This window comes from Pseudomonas sp. dw_612 (genome assembly GCF_018449725.1).
Classification (GTDB): domain Bacteria; phylum Pseudomonadota; class Gammaproteobacteria; order Pseudomonadales; family Pseudomonadaceae; genus Aquipseudomonas.
In genome coordinates this window covers 218,145-231,921 of the sequence record NZ_JAAVVC010000003.1, presented here as the reverse complement: position 1 = coordinate 231,921, position 13,777 = coordinate 218,145, and the positions used below count along the sequence as shown (strand labels likewise).

The window sequence follows — 13,777 nt, the reverse complement described above, 5'->3', positions numbered from 1 at the left end:
GCGAAGTTTACTTCTTGACCTGATAGTCCTGGCCCCACACCCGTACTGTGGTGGACGTCTCGATCGGCCCTTCAAAAATGAATTTCTGCCGCACTGCGGCTTTCGGCGGCACGGTAACGTCATCGGGGTTTTCCAGGCTGGCGGTCAGCCCGTTGGCATACCCATCCTGATCGATCGCCAGCAAAGCCCCGGCCTGTTTGAGGTTGATCAAGCGCAACTGCTTGTCGCTGCTGTTCTTGAAGCCCAGCGTGACATTGAAGGTGTCGCCGGCAGCCTCGGTCTTCAATACCTGAACATCGATGCGGTCCTTCATTTGCTCGCGCGAGGAGATGATCGAAGCACCGTCAACACCTTGGGCCGACTGGCGCCCGTCAAGCACCCCTTCACTGACCCCACCCAACAGGTTTTTGCCGGCCGAAATCGCCGAAGAGACCGCCGCCTTGGCTGAATCCTTGATGGAGCTGTCGTTGGCCGGCTCGCCCTCGGCAACGCACAGCGAACTGAGCAACAAACTGGAGGCCAGGAGAATGCAGCGCGATGGAGTGAATGTCATACCTAGTCCTTTATGGTTGTTTGCGACACCACCCGAAGGGTGAATGGCAGGCAGGTTGCACCAATCGGCTAGTGTCGGCAAGCCAGCTCCAGCAGCAGCGGCATGCAACTTGCTCCTTCAAACAGCCTTCATGAACGGACGCGCGCATGCTCCACTCCCACCTCACCACCCTCAACGCCGTTTCCCTGGTGCTCAACGCCTTCAAGGGCGACGGCTTGCCCAGCGAAGCGCTGCTCGCGGGAAGCGGCATCAGCGCGGCGGATCTGAGCCGGGCGGACACGCGAATCACCACCAATCAGGAGATGCAGGTCTGCGCCAACGCGGTCGCGCTCAAGCGCGATATCGGCCTGGAGCTGGGTCGGCGGATGCATGTTTCGTCCTACGGCATGCTTGGGTATGCGCTGCTCACCAGTGCCACCTTCGGTGACGCTTTGCGCCTGGCGATCCGTTATCCGGCGCTGTTGGGAACACTTTTCGAATTGAGTCTGGAAGACGATGGCGAACGCATCTGGTTCGTCGCCGCCGATTACCGGGAGAACCCGGCGTTGGCGGTATTCAATGCGGAATTCTGTCTGGTTTCGTTGAAAGTCATCTGCGACGACCTGCTCGGTCATCCACTGCCGCTGCTGGCCGCTCGGTTCGAACACACTGCACCTGATTATCAGGCGACCTACGCCGAACACTTCGCTTGCCCGCTGAGCTTCGAGGCGCGGGACAACGCGTTTGCTTTCGACCGGCAGTGGCTCGAACAACCGTTGCCACTGGCGGATGTCATCACCCATCAAGCGATGGCCGAACGCTGCCGCAAGCAAAACACCGAGTTCACCGGACGCCAGGCATGGCTGGGGCGGATTCGCCAATTGCTCAGCGCGCAGTTGCATGCGGCGCCGGGGCTTGAGGGGTTGGCTGAGCAGATGAAGTGCTCGCCGCGCACCTTGCGTCGGCACCTCAAGGATCTGGGCTGCAGCTATCAGGAATTGCTCGATGAGCTACGGTTTGAGCAGGCCAAGCAGATGCTTTGCGAGGATCAATTGCCGATCTACCGGATTGCCGAAGCGCTGGGGTTCAGCGAAACCGCGAGTTTCCGCCATGCGTTTGTGCGCTGGAGTGGCGTGGCGCCCAGCCAGTTCCGCCCACACTAATCACCCAATGTGGGAGCGGGCTTGCTCGCGAAGGCGGCGTATCAGTTGATATTGATTTGACTGACACACCGCTTTCGCGAGCAAGCCCGCTCCCACAGTGTTCAGCATTCCACGCCCAATGCCGGAGCACACCCGCGCCAATAAGGGGCGAATTTCGGTCAAACCTTTTGGCCATATCGATCCCCTTTTGGCCTTTCCTGCCGTTCTCCCAAACGCCGCGCCCCGCAAGACTGTGTTCAACCGAATCAGCCTGCGGAGAACAAGAAAATGCTGACGATCTACTCGGACGATCACCACCTGCACCACGGCCGTTGTGAATTGATGGACGGGCAACTGATGCCCTGCTTCGAAATGCCCTCCCGTGCGGACCACGTTTTACAACGCGTGCAAAACCGCGATCTCGGCCCGGTGGAAGCGCCGCAGGATTTTGGCCAGGGGCCGATCCAGCGCATCCACGACCGTGACTACCTCGATTTCTTCAAAGGTGCCTGGGCGCGTTGGACCGAGTTCAACACCGACGGCGACTTGCTGCCCTACACCTGGCCGGCCCGCACTCTGCGCCGGATCAAACCCGTCAGCCTGCACGGCCAGCTCGGCTATTACAGCTTCGACGGCGGCGCACCGATCACCGCCGGCACCTGGCAAGCCGCGTACAGCGCAGCACAAGTCGCGTTGACCGCCCAAGCCGCCATCCAGCGCGGCGCGCGCAGTGCCTTCGCCTTGTGCCGCCCACCGGGACACCACGCCGCCAGCGACTTGATGGGCGGTTATTGCTACCTCAACAACGCCGCCATCGCCGCCCAGGCCTTTCTCGATCAGGGCCATAAAAAAGTCGCGATCCTCGACGTCGATTACCACCACGGCAACGGCACTCAATCGATCTTCTACGAACGCAGCGACGTGCTGTTCACCTCGATCCACGGCCACCCGGAAGCCGAATTTCCGTTCTTCCTCGGCTACGACGATGAGCTCGGTGAGGGCGCCGGTGAAGGTTTCAACTTCAACTACCCTTTGCCCGCCGGCTCGGGCTGGGACGCCTGGAGCGCAGCGCTGGATAAGGCCTGTCAGGAAATCGAGAAGTACGGCGCCGACATCGTCGTCGTGTCCCTGGGCGTCGACACGTTCAAGGACGATCCCATCTCTCAATTCAAGCTCGACAGCCCGGATTACCTGGCCATGGGCGAACGCATCGCGAAGCTCGGCAAGCCAACGCTGTTCGTGATGGAGGGCGGTTACGCGGTAGAAGAAATCGGCATCAACGCCGTGAACGTTCTCGAAGGTTTTGAAAGCGCCCAATGAGGAATTAGAACAATGAACAGACTCAAGCGTTTTATCGCTCCAGCGCTCTGCGCGACGGTACTCAGTGGTGCCGTTCACGCCGAAGAACGAACGTTGCGCGTCTACAACTGGTTCGACTACATCACCCCCAAAGCCCTGGAAGACTTCAAGGCCCAGAACACCCAGACCAAACTGGTCTACGACATCTTCGACACCAACGAAGCGCTGGAAGCCAAGCTGCTGACCGGGAACTCCGGCTATGACGTGGTGGTGCCGTCCAACGTGTTCCTCGCCAAGCAAATCGAAGCCGGGGTGTTCCAGCCGCTGGACCGTAGCAAGCTGCCGAACTGGAACCACCTCGATCCCAAGCTGATGAAGCTGATCGAGGCCAACGACCCGGGCAACAAATTCGCCGTGCCGTACATGTACGGCACTATTTTGATCGGCTTCAACCCGGACAAGGTCAAGGCTGCGCTGGGCGCCGACGCGCCGGTGGACAGTTGGGACCTGATTTTCAAGGAAGAGAACATCAGCAAACTCAAGCAGTGCGGCGTCGCGCTGCTCGACTCGCCATCAGAGATCCTGCCGCTGGCCCTGCAACACCTCGGCCTCGACCCCAACAGCAAAAAGCCTGCGGATTACGCCAAGGCTGAAGCGCTGCTGATGAAGATCCGGCCGTACATCACGTATTTCCACTCCTCCAAATACATGGCCGACATCGCCAACGGTGACATCTGCGTCGCGGTCGGCTATTCCGGCAGCTTCTCCCAGGCTGCCAACCGCGCCAAAGAAGCCAAGAATGGTGTGGTCGTCGATATGCGCCTGCCGAAAGAAGGCGCGCCGATCTGGTTCGACATGCTCGCGATTCCGAAAGGCGCGAAGAACACAGAAGACGCCTACACCTTCATCAACTACCTGCTGCAACCTCAGGTGATTGCGCCGGTCAGCGACTTCGTCGGCTACCCGAACCCGAACAAGGACGCCACGGAACTGGTCGACCCGGCGATCCGCAACAACCCGAACCTGTACCCGACCGAGTCGGCGATGAGCACGCTCTACACCCTGCAACCGCTGCCGCGCGATGCCGAACGGGCGCGGACCCGGGCCTGGACCAAGATCAAGTCCGGGACTTGATGCTCGTCAGCTAACCCACAGACCTGTGGAAGACACAGAACCTGTGGGAGCGGGCTTGCTCGCGAAGACGGAGTGTCAGTCGACATAATCGTTGGCTGACACACCGCTTTCGCGAGCAAGCCCGCTCCCACACTGGTTTCGGTGACTGGTTGATCAGCGACACCACGCAGAACGCAAGCGCATCAACGCCGACTCAATGTCAGCCTCCGGCACCGCAGCAAACCCCAGCACCAACCCCGCGCGCTCATCTGCTGGCCGGGTCGAATCCGGCAGCCAATAACTGCTCAACGCGTTGATCTCGACACCCACCGCTTCCGCTTGGGCCACCAGTTCAGACTCGCGGGCCACGCTCTCAACCGAAATCGTCAAATGCAGCCCCGCCGCCACACTGGGCAGGTTGCCCACGCCAGGAATGTCTTTCGGCCAACCGGCCAGCAACGTATTACGCCGACTCAGTGCAGCACGACGCATGCGCCGAATATGTCGCTGGAAATGCCCCGCCGCGATGAACTCCGCCATCACGGCCTGAGTGCTGACTTCCGAATGCCGCACATCCACTGCGCGGCGGCGGGAGAACGCATCCACCATGCCCGGCGGCAACACCAGGTAACCCAGACGCAAGGCCGGGAACGCCACTTTGCCGAAGGTCCCGACGTACAACACCCGCCCCTGTCGATCCAGCGCCGCCAACGGTGCCAATGGCGCGCCGCTGTAGCGGTACTCACCGTCATAGTCGTCCTCGACGATCCAGCCTTGAGTGCGCTCGGCCCACGCCAGCAACTCCAGCCGTCGCGCCAGACTCATGATTACTCCGGTCGGGTACTGATGAGACGGGGTGACATAAGCCAGTCGGCAATCCTTCAACCCTTCCAGCTCGGCGCAATTGATGCCCTCGCTGTCCACCGACACACCGTGCAATTTGCCCCCGGCCACGGCGAACGCATGACCCGCCGCGCGGTACCCCGGATTCTCGATCGCGACCCCGTCTCCGGGCTCCACCAGCAGCTGTGCACAAAGGCTAATCCCCTGCTGTGCGCCACTGGTGATCACTATTTGTTCAGCCGTGCACTGCATCCCCCGGGAACTGCGCAAATACGCGGCAATCATCCCGCGCAAGCGCGCATCGCCCGCCGGATCGCCATAACAGAGTTGCTGCAAATCCGGTTTGCGCCAGAAAGCCGCGTTCAGCTTGGCCCAAACCTCGAACGGGAACAGATCAAACGCCGGTACGCCCACCCGAAATGCCTTCGGCGGGCCACTCGGTGGCAGGGCCAAATGGTTCTTTTCAACCCGTTCCAAAGCACCGCTGTGGATAACTTTACTGGATGGAACCACAGGTAAATCCAACCAATTTGTGGATAAGGCTGTGGGTAACCCTGTTGACAACCCTGTGGATACTTTTGTGGATAGTTTTTTTGCCGGCCATGCGGTTTGCGGCAATTGCGCGACGTAAGTGCCGTCGCCCACTCGCCCTTCGATGAAGCCTTCGGCGTAGAGCTGATCGTAGGCGCGAACAACGCTGTTACGGGAAATCGACAGCGCTGCGGCCAGGTCGCGACTGGCCGGCAATCGCGTGCCACTGGCCAGTCGGCCGTCGAGCACCCGAACCCGCAAGGCCTGGTAAAGCTGACGACTCAAACCCTGGCGGGGATCAAGTTCGATGCCGGCGGGGTTGAAGGACAGTGAAAGCGGTGCGTCGCTCATGGCAATGGACCTATGAAATTGGTCGGTAATGGCTCTTACAACAGACCAATAGCCTGCCTAGGATGAAGCCATTCGCCAAGGGATATTTCCATGTACAGCCCCAGCTCATTTGCCATCAAAGATTTGCCGGACATGCAGCAGCAAATACTCGCCACCCGTCTCGCCATCCTGGTGACCCACGGCGAGCAAGGTCTGCAAGCCAGTCATATTCCGTTGCTGCTGGACGCCGAACAAGGCCCGAATGGCACCCTCTACGGGCACTTCGCCAAGGCCAATCCGCAGTGGAAAGAATTGCAAAACGGTGCCGAAGCGATGGTGATCTTTGCTGGCGCCGACGCCTATATCAGCCCGGGGTTTTATCCGAGCAAAGCCGAGCACGGCAAAGTGGTGCCGACCTGGAACTACGTCGCCGTCCACGCTTACGGTACGGCGGAAGTCTTCACCGACGCTGATCGCTTGCTCAACCTGGTCAGTGCCCTCACCGATCGCCACGAAGCGGGTCGCGCCCAGCCCTGGAAAGTCGCCGACGCCCCCGCCGACTACATCGACGGTATGCTCAAGGCCATCGTCGGTTTCGCCCTGCCGATCCAGCGCCTGGAAGGGAAGCGCAAGCTGAGTCAGAACCGCAGTGCCGCAGACATCGCCGGTGTGCGCGAAGGGTTGGCCGTCAGCCCCAATGCGCAGGACCAGGCCCTCGCCCACTTGATGCGTTAAGGAATCAACATGAGTCAGATCGAGATCCGCCAGGTCAGCGCCGACGACCACGCTGCGTGGCTGCCGCTGTGGCAAGCCTACCTGCGCTTCTACAACACCGAATTGCCCGACGCCGTGAGTCAAAGCACCTGGCAGCGCATGCTCGACCCCAACGAACCGACCCACTCCGCCCTGGCCTGGGCCGATGGCAAAGCGGTGGGCATGGTCAACTTCATCTACCATCGCTCGAACTGGAGCATCGAAAACTCCTGCTACCTGCAAGATTTGCTGGTCGTCCCCGAAACCCGAGGCACTGGCGTCGGGCGCAAGCTGATCGAGTTCGTCTACGCCACCGCCACGGCGGACGGCTGCTGCAAGGTTCACTGGCTGACCCACGAAACCAACGCCACCGCGATCCAGCTCTACGAGCGCATCGCCGAACGCCCTGGTTTCATCCAGTTTCGCAAAGCCCTTTAAGGTTCAAGGAGAGCAACATGTCGACTTCACTCGCGGACTGGAAAGGCGCCCCGGCTCCGACGGTTCAACTACTCGAAGGGCGCTTCATTCGCCTGGAAAAACTCGACCCGACCCGCCACGCCGACGGCTTGTTCAAAGCCCTCCAAGGCCCCGGCGCCGACCCGAAACTCTGGGATTACTTGCCTTACGGCCCGTTCCCGGAACGCAGCGTGTTCAACGACTGGCTGAACAACCACGCGGCCAACAGCGATCCGTACTTCTTCACGGTCATTGATCGCGCCAGCGGCGACGTGCAAGGCATCCTCAGCCTGATGTCCATCGTCCCGGCCCAGGGCCGTATCGAAATCGGCCACGTGACTTTCGGTGCTGCAATGCAGCGTTCGCCAAAAAGTACCGAGGCGGTTTACCTGCTGGCCAAAGAGTCGTTCGCCCTCGGTTACCGACGCCTGGAGTGGAAGTGCAACAACGGCAACGCCCGCTCCAAATATGCGGCCGAGCGTTTGGGCTTCAGCTTTGAAGGGGTGTTCCGCCAGCACATGGTCGTGAAGGGACAGAACCGCGATACCGCGTGGTATTCGATCCTGGATTCGGAATGGCCGACGATTGGGGCGGGGTTTGAGCAGTGGCTTTCAGATGAAAACCAGAGCGATTCGGGGCAGGTGAAAACGTTGTCCGAGTGCCGCGGGTAATTCTGTAGCGCCTGAGCGGACGCCTTCGCGAGCAAGCGCGCTCCCACATTGGATAACGGATGATCACAATTTTGTGGTCAACCCCAAACCCTGTGGGAGCGGGCTTGCTCGCGAATGGCTTCACACCAATTTTTGGGCTAAAACCGCAATATGCTCCGGCCCGATCCCGCAGCACCCGCCCAAATGACTCGCCCCACGCTTCTGCCAATCCGCCGCCCAGTGCAGGTAACCCGGCGGGTCCAGATCGTCGCGCAACGGGTCGAGCCCGTCGTTGGCCGTCGCCTCTTTCGGTTGCGGCGGGAAGGCGTTGGCGTACGCGCCGATGTGAATATTCACACCTAACCGCTCGAAGGTTTCCCGCGCCGCATCAATTGCTGCGCCGATGACTTCCGGTTGGCTGCAGTTGAACAGCAATGTCTCTACACCCAGCTCAGCGGCCACGGCTGCTGCTTCGGCCACCGGCTCGCCGGAACGCAAGCGCGGCACTTCGTCGGTGTCTTCATCCTTCAAGGTAAACGACAGCCAGAACGGTTTGCCATCCTTCGGCAGCCCGGCGTGGATCGCCCGCGCCTCGACGATCGAGCTCTGGGTTTCCGCCAGCCACACGTCAACGTGGGGCGCGAGGCCCTTGACCAACGGTGTCAGTAATTCAGTCACGCGATTAGCGTCGAACAGATCCGGGCGGTAGGAACCGAACAGCGGCGGCAACGAACCTGCCACGCGGACGGGTTTGCCGGCCGCCTCTACGGCACGCCGCGCCAGTTCACCGGCCAACGCCGCTAGGGCCTGACCTTCAGCAGCAAAACGCTCTTCGCCAATATGAAAGGGCACCACCGCATAGCTGTTGCTGGTGATGACGTTTGCACCGCTTTCGATATAAGCCGCGTGCACCGCTTCCACCGCTTGCGGTGCTTCGCTCAAGGCCAGCGCCGACCACTCGGGCTGTCTGAATGGCGCCCCACGGCGCTGCAGTTCACGGCCCATGCCGCCGTCCAGAATCACTGTGCTTCCTGCGCCCATATGCTTTTCACTCATAAGCTTATGAAAATAACTCACTATCAGAGTCGTTCTTATAACTATTTAATACGCACCATCCGGTTAATAACAACCATTTTTTTATCAGGGATCGACTGTGAAATTTCAACCGCTACTGGCCTTGGGCCTGACGATTCTGGCCGCCTCCACCCAAGCCTTTGGCGGCGCCACGCTGGATCGCGTCGAGCAAAAGAAAGAACTGGTGGGCGTGTTGATGGAGAGTTATCCACCGTTCTCGTTCCTTAACGACCAGAACCAACTCGACGGTTTCGACGTCGATGTGGCCAAAGCCGTGGCCGAGAAACTCGGCGTGAAACTGCGCCTCGAAACCCCGTCCTGGGACGTGATTGCCGCCGGACGCTGGAGCGGTCGCTACGACATTTGCATCTGCTCCATGACCCCGAGCAAGGCCCGCGCCGAAGTCTTCGATTTTCCAGTCGAGTACTACGCCTCGCCAGCCGTGATCGTGGTCAATGCCAAGGATGATCGCATCCACAACGCCAAGGACCTGAGCGGCAAGAAAGTCGGCCTCACCAGCGCCTCCAGCTACGAAAGCTACCTGAACAAAAACCTGGTGATTGAAGGCGCCGAAGACACGCAATTGCAGTACCCGTTCGAGGACGTGCAGATCGCCCCGTATGACACCGACAACGTGGCGTTCCAGGATTTGGGCCTCGGCGCGGGCGTTCGACTGGACGCGATCCTCACCAACCTGGTGACCGCGCAACCGCGCCTGACCCAAGACAAACGCTTCAAACTCGCCGGCGACCCGCTGTACTCCGAGCCAAACTCGGTGGCCATCGAAAAGGGTGACGCGCAGTGGGACGGCAAAGTGCGTGAAGTCTTCGCCCAGCTGAAACAGGACGGCACGTTGAGCAAGCTCTCGCAAAAATGGATCGGTGCCGACATCAGCAAATGACTTCTTTCCCGACACCTCCCCAGCCGCCGCAATCGGTGATTGAGTCACGGTTGCAACGGATCTTCGGATTCCGTACACGGCTGTACCTGACTTGGGCGGCGATGCTCGGTTTGTTCGCCAGTTTCTTCCTGAGCTTCGACCTGAAGTTCTCGATCATCCTCGACAAACTGCCGAACCTCGTCGGCCTGCACTTGGCGCCGAATGGCTTCCTGCAAGGCGCGGCGCTGACGTTGTTTCTCTGCGCCTGCTCAATCGTTGCCTCGTCACTGCTGGGTTTCATCACCGCCCTGGGACGGCTGTCGAAAAGTGCCGTGGCGTTCGGCATCGCGAGCTTCTACGCCTCGTTCTTTCGCGGCACGCCGCTGCTGATCCAGATCCTGCTGATCTACCTCGGCCTGCCGCAATTGGGTATCGTGCCCGGCGCCATCGCCGCCGGGATCATTGCCCTGTCACTGAACTACGGCGCCTACCTCAGCGAAATCTTCCGCGCCGGCATCCTCGGCGTCCCCCATGGCCAACGCGAAGCCTCCCTGGCACTGGGCATGCGCGAAACCGTGATCTTCTGGCGCGTCACCCTGCCCCAGGCCATGCGCACCATCATCCCGCCGACCACCAACCAATTCATCTCCATGCTCAAGGACTCGTCGCTGATTTCGGTGATGGGGGTGTGGGAGGTGATGTTTCTGGCGCAGTCATATGGGCGGTCGAGCTACCGGTACATCGAGATGCTGACGACCGCGGCGGTGATTTACTGGGTGATGTCGATTGGGTTGGAGCTGATTCAGGCGCGGATGGAGCGGCATTACGGCAAAGCCTATGTGAGCCGTAGCTAGGTTGAAATACGACTCCCTGTAGGAGCTGCCGAAGGCTGCGATCTTTTGATCTTTCTATGGTGCGGCTTGCGAGAAATCAAAAGATCGCTGCCTTCGGCAGCTCCTACATCGTCCGAATACGCATTAAATTGCGTATAGATGCGTCAGATTCCGAAATATCTGCAAAAGATTGCACTCAACCAAAGACATCATTCTGTAAAAACCCTCCGCTATACAAGACAGCCCGCTTATAACAAAAAGGCTGTCCACCCATGCCCTTCTCGCCCCAGCGTCTCGCCCTGACCATTGCGCTGTTGATCAGCGCCACCGCCGCCCACGGCAAAACCGTGCAGATCGACACCGCCACCACCGCCGCGCAAACCCTGGGTGGCAGCGACACGTTGACGATCTCGGCACCCGGCAGCATCACCAACAGCGGCAAGACTGTAAGCCTTAAGGACAAGACCAGCGGCGCCGGTGTGGTGATCGATAACGCGGGCAAGATCATTTCCACCGGTGGCCGGGCGATCGATAGCAGCGGCGACCTGACCCAGGCGCGCAACTACAGCATTTATAACCGCAGTGGCGGGCAGATTCTCGGGTTCAATGATGCGTTGCGCATCGACAGTAACTTCGCCGGCGGCAGTTTGCTGATCGATAACAGCGGCATCATTCGCTCCACCACCGGCCAAGGGCTGGATCTGGATGCGTTGCGCAGTGACGGCGTCAAAACCACGATCATTAACCGCGCGGGCGGGCTGATTCGTGGGGACGCGAGTGACGGCATGAAGACCGGCGCCAATGCGACCATCACCAACTATGGCGAAATCTCGACGGGCGATTCGCACAACGCCGACGAGAAATTCGATGGCATCGACATTGATAGCGCGACCGGCGTGACGGTGACCAACTACGGCACCATTTCCGGCGGCCGCCACGGCATCACCACCGACCTCGGCGCCACGCTGGTCAACTACGGGCAAATCACCGGGCGCAACGGTTCGGGCTTCGGCTCCGATGGCGATGGCACCGTGATCAACCACGGCACGATTACCGGCGCCTATTCGGGGTTGCAACCCAACGGTGACGGCGATGGCGTGGACATCGACCGCATCGCCCACGTCGAAAACTACGGCACCATTCAAGGCGTCGGCGCAGGCGGTGTGGACAAGGGTGGTTTCGCCAACGGCAGTGAAGGCATCGCGTTGGGCGGCGGGTATGTGCTGAACGCCAAGGACGCGCTGATCAGCGGCGCCAACAGCGCCATCCTGGTGGACGACGGCAGCGGCGGTTCAGGCGTGGCGGCGACTACGCTGGAAAACTTCGGCACCATCCAGGGCCTCGACGGTTTCGGCGTGAAGTTCGTCGGCGAGTTCGCTGACAGCGTAATCAACGGCGGCATCATCAGCGGCAGCAACGGTCTGGCATTGGACCTGGGCGGCGGCGATGACAGCCTGACCTTGCGCAACGGCAGTCGCTTCGTCGGCGTGGTCGATGGCGGCAGCGGTTATGACCGGGTGGTGATGGACGATGTGGCGGGCGGCAGTTTTGGCGCCAGTCGTAATTTCGAATGGCTGGAGGTCAAGCAAGGTGCCTGGACGCTGACCGGCAACGGTGATTTCAGCGATGGCGGCGCGGTGCGCAATGGTGCGACGCTGATCAACCAGGGCGGAATTGCCGGCTCTCTGACGGTGGATCAGGGCGGCACGTACGCCGGCGGTGGTTCGGTGGGCAATCTGCTGGTCAACGGCACGCTGCAAACCAACACGCAACTCGGCACGGCGACTGTCGTTCACGATCTTTCCTTCGGCAGCGGCGGCACCCTGGCCTATGGCGTCAATGCCGATGGTTCCAGCGCGCCAGTGATGGTCGGCGGCACCGCCAATCTGAACGGCGCGACCCTGGCGGTGAACCCCGGCAGCGGCACCTATCCATGGCAAAGCCATTACACCGTGCTGCAAGCCGCGAGCGTCAATGGCACGTTCGGCAAGGTCACCAGCGACTACGCGTTCCTCACGCCGACCCTCGCTTACACGCCGACCCAGGTCGATCTGACCTACACCCGCAACGACATCGCCTTCAACGAATTCGCCGCCACCGGCAACGGCAGCAACGCCGCCAACAGCCTGGCCTCGATCGGCAAAAACAACGCGCTCTACAACGCGCTGCTCAACACCACCAACGCCACGGCAGGCGCGGCCATCGAACAATTGGCCGGCGCGAGCAACGCCAACCTGACCAGCGCCACCCTCAGCGCCAGCAGCCAGATTGGCGGCAGCATGCTGTCGGCGATGCAACACATGGGCGGCAGCTCAGGCTTGATGGTGGGCCTCGATCAACGGGACACGCCGGTCCTCGCGGCCACCGGCGTACCGGCCGAAGCGCGCAACCTCAACGATCCGAATGCCCAGGGTCGACTCTGGCTACAAGCCATCGGCGGCTACGGTAAGCTCGACGGCGAACACGGCAACAGCGGTCTGGAACAACGCACCAAGGGCAGCGTGCTCGGCGCCGACTGGGCGCTCAATCCACAGTGGCGCCTGGGTGTGCTCGGGGGTTATTCGAAAACCGATCTGGATGCCACCGGCGTCGACGGTAATGTCGAGAGCTGGCACGCCGGGGTCTACGCTCTGCGCCAAAGCGGCCCGTTCGCGTTGCGTCTCGGCGCGGCGTATAGCGGTCATCAAGGGGAGAGCAAACGCACCGTCGCGTTCAACGGGTTCAACGATCGACCAAAAGGCGATTACGACGCCGACAGCCAGCAAGCCTTCGCCGAGCTGGGCTACGCGATGGGCAGCGGCCGCCTCAGCGCCGAACCCTTCGCCAACCTCGGCTACCAGCGCTATCACCGCGACAGCTACCAGGAAAAGGGCGGCGCCGCCGCGTTGCAGGTCGACGCGCAAACCCAGGACAACTTCAGCAGCACCTTCGGCCTACGCCTGGCGCACCTCAGCACTCTGGACAACGGCATGAGCCTGACCCCGCGCATGAGTGCCGGCTGGAAGCACACCTACGGCGATGTCAGCAGCTCGACGCGCCAGGCGTTTGTGGTCGGCGGCACGGCATTCAATGTCGACGGCAGTTCGCTGGATCGCGACAGCATGGTGCTGGAGGCCGGGTTGGACCTGGGGATTTCGGCGCGGCATTCCGTGGGGGTTGCCTACAGCGGCGAGATCGGGAGCAACAGCCGCAATCATGGATTGATTGGGCAGTGGCAGATGAGTTTCTGAGTTTTCGCCAATCGAAGATTCCGGGATTGTTGTAGGGAAAGACGCCGGGGCATCAGATGAAATCGCTCGTGGCCGAAGCTCAATGTTGATTCGGCTACACGCGGTGCCTCT

General features: G+C 60.9%; 12 protein-coding genes. 9 read left to right on the top strand and 3 right to left on the bottom strand.

Annotated features, from left to right (window positions below; genetic code table 11):
* Positions 1 to 7: 7 nt before the first annotated feature.
* The gene (locus HB680_RS06705; protein WP_213937778.1) at positions 8 to 553 is read right to left on the bottom strand and encodes a hypothetical protein; all 546 of its coding nucleotides are present in this window, start codon (positions 551 to 553) and stop codon (positions 8 to 10) included.
* Between the two features lie 146 nt (positions 554 to 699).
* Between HB680_RS06705 and HB680_RS06700 the strand changes: the two genes are divergently transcribed.
* The 3 genes from HB680_RS06700 (at position 700) to HB680_RS06690 (ending at position 4,107) form a co-directional block, all read left to right on the top strand.
* Entirely contained in the window at positions 700 to 1,695 is a 996-nt protein-coding gene (locus HB680_RS06700) for an AraC family transcriptional regulator (RefSeq protein ID WP_213937777.1), read from the top strand.
* Between the two features lie 267 nt (positions 1,696 to 1,962).
* A complete protein-coding gene (locus HB680_RS06695) occupies positions 1,963 to 2,994 on the top strand; it encodes a histone deacetylase family protein (protein WP_213937776.1) in 1,032 nt (343 codons plus the stop codon).
* A gap of 12 nt (positions 2,995 to 3,006) precedes the next feature.
* Positions 3,007 to 4,107, top strand: a complete 1,101-nt coding sequence (locus tag HB680_RS06690; RefSeq protein WP_213937775.1) for a polyamine ABC transporter substrate-binding protein — start codon at positions 3,007 to 3,009, stop codon at positions 4,105 to 4,107.
* Between the two features lie 153 nt (positions 4,108 to 4,260).
* Here the strand turns inward: HB680_RS06690 and HB680_RS06685 are convergent, their stop codons facing one another.
* On the bottom strand, positions 4,261 to 5,811 hold the full coding sequence (locus tag HB680_RS06685) for a PLP-dependent aminotransferase family protein (protein ID WP_213937774.1): 1,551 nt from the start codon (positions 5,809 to 5,811) through the stop codon (positions 4,261 to 4,263).
* A gap of 90 nt (positions 5,812 to 5,901) precedes the next feature.
* On the opposite strand from HB680_RS06685, the gene HB680_RS06680 reads away from it, so the two are divergent.
* From HB680_RS06680 to HB680_RS06670, 3 genes are read left to right on the top strand one after another with little or no spacing between them, the layout of a single operon-like run.
* Positions 5,902 to 6,525 (top strand): FMN-binding negative transcriptional regulator, encoded by a 624-nt coding sequence (locus HB680_RS06680; protein ID WP_213937773.1) that lies wholly within the window; start codon positions 5,902 to 5,904, stop codon positions 6,523 to 6,525.
* Between the two features lie 9 nt (positions 6,526 to 6,534).
* Positions 6,535 to 6,981, top strand: coding sequence for a GNAT family N-acetyltransferase (locus tag HB680_RS06675; protein WP_213937772.1), 447 nt, complete (start codon positions 6,535 to 6,537; stop codon positions 6,979 to 6,981).
* A 17-nt stretch (positions 6,982 to 6,998) separates the two neighbouring features.
* Entirely contained in the window at positions 6,999 to 7,670 is a 672-nt protein-coding gene (locus HB680_RS06670; protein WP_213937771.1) for a GNAT family protein, read from the top strand.
* 120 nt (positions 7,671 to 7,790) lie between these two features.
* Here HB680_RS06670 and HB680_RS06665 read toward each other — a convergent pair whose 3' ends face one another.
* Entirely contained in the window at positions 7,791 to 8,690 is a 900-nt protein-coding gene (locus HB680_RS06665) for a homocysteine S-methyltransferase family protein (RefSeq protein ID WP_213937770.1), read from the bottom strand.
* A gap of 112 nt (positions 8,691 to 8,802) precedes the next feature.
* Between HB680_RS06665 and HB680_RS06660 the strand changes: the two genes are divergently transcribed.
* From HB680_RS06660 to HB680_RS06650, 3 genes are all read left to right on the top strand, one after another.
* A complete protein-coding gene (locus HB680_RS06660) occupies positions 8,803 to 9,624 on the top strand; it encodes a transporter substrate-binding domain-containing protein (protein ID WP_213937769.1) in 822 nt (273 codons plus the stop codon).
* Positions 9,621 to 10,457, top strand: coding sequence for an amino acid ABC transporter permease (locus HB680_RS06655; RefSeq protein WP_213937768.1), 837 nt, complete (start codon positions 9,621 to 9,623; stop codon positions 10,455 to 10,457). Before HB680_RS06660 ends, HB680_RS06655 begins: the two co-directional genes overlap by 4 nt.
* A 251-nt stretch (positions 10,458 to 10,708) precedes the next feature.
* Positions 10,709 to 13,666, top strand: a complete 2,958-nt coding sequence (locus tag HB680_RS06650; RefSeq protein ID WP_213937767.1) for an autotransporter domain-containing protein — start codon at positions 10,709 to 10,711, stop codon at positions 13,664 to 13,666.
* Positions 13,667 to 13,777: the final 111 nt, after the last annotated feature.

Excerpts from the sequence above, each read along its gene's own strand:
- HB680_RS06685 (WP_213937774.1), bottom strand. The coding sequence starts at position 5,811 with ATGAGCGACGCACCGCTTTCACTGTCCTTCAACCCCGCCGGCATCGAA.
- HB680_RS06675 (WP_213937772.1), top strand. The coding sequence starts at position 6,535 with ATGAGTCAGATCGAGATCCGCCAGGTCAGCGCCGACGACCACGCTGCG.
- HB680_RS06650 (WP_213937767.1), top strand. The coding sequence starts at position 10,709 with ATGCCCTTCTCGCCCCAGCGTCTCGCCCTGACCATTGCGCTGTTGATC.
- HB680_RS06680 (WP_213937773.1), top strand. The coding sequence starts at position 5,902 with ATGTACAGCCCCAGCTCATTTGCCATCAAAGATTTGCCGGACATGCAG.
- HB680_RS06655 (WP_213937768.1), top strand. The coding sequence starts at position 9,621 with ATGACTTCTTTCCCGACACCTCCCCAGCCGCCGCAATCGGTGATTGAG.
- HB680_RS06695 (WP_213937776.1), top strand. The coding sequence starts at position 1,963 with ATGCTGACGATCTACTCGGACGATCACCACCTGCACCACGGCCGTTGT.
- HB680_RS06670 (WP_213937771.1), top strand. The coding sequence starts at position 6,999 with ATGTCGACTTCACTCGCGGACTGGAAAGGCGCCCCGGCTCCGACGGTT.
- HB680_RS06700 (WP_213937777.1), top strand. The coding sequence starts at position 700 with ATGCTCCACTCCCACCTCACCACCCTCAACGCCGTTTCCCTGGTGCTC.
- HB680_RS06665 (WP_213937770.1), bottom strand. The coding sequence starts at position 8,690 with ATGGGCGCAGGAAGCACAGTGATTCTGGACGGCGGCATGGGCCGTGAA.
- HB680_RS06705 (WP_213937778.1), bottom strand. The coding sequence starts at position 553 with ATGACATTCACTCCATCGCGCTGCATTCTCCTGGCCTCCAGTTTGTTG.
- HB680_RS06690 (WP_213937775.1), top strand. The coding sequence starts at position 3,007 with ATGAACAGACTCAAGCGTTTTATCGCTCCAGCGCTCTGCGCGACGGTA.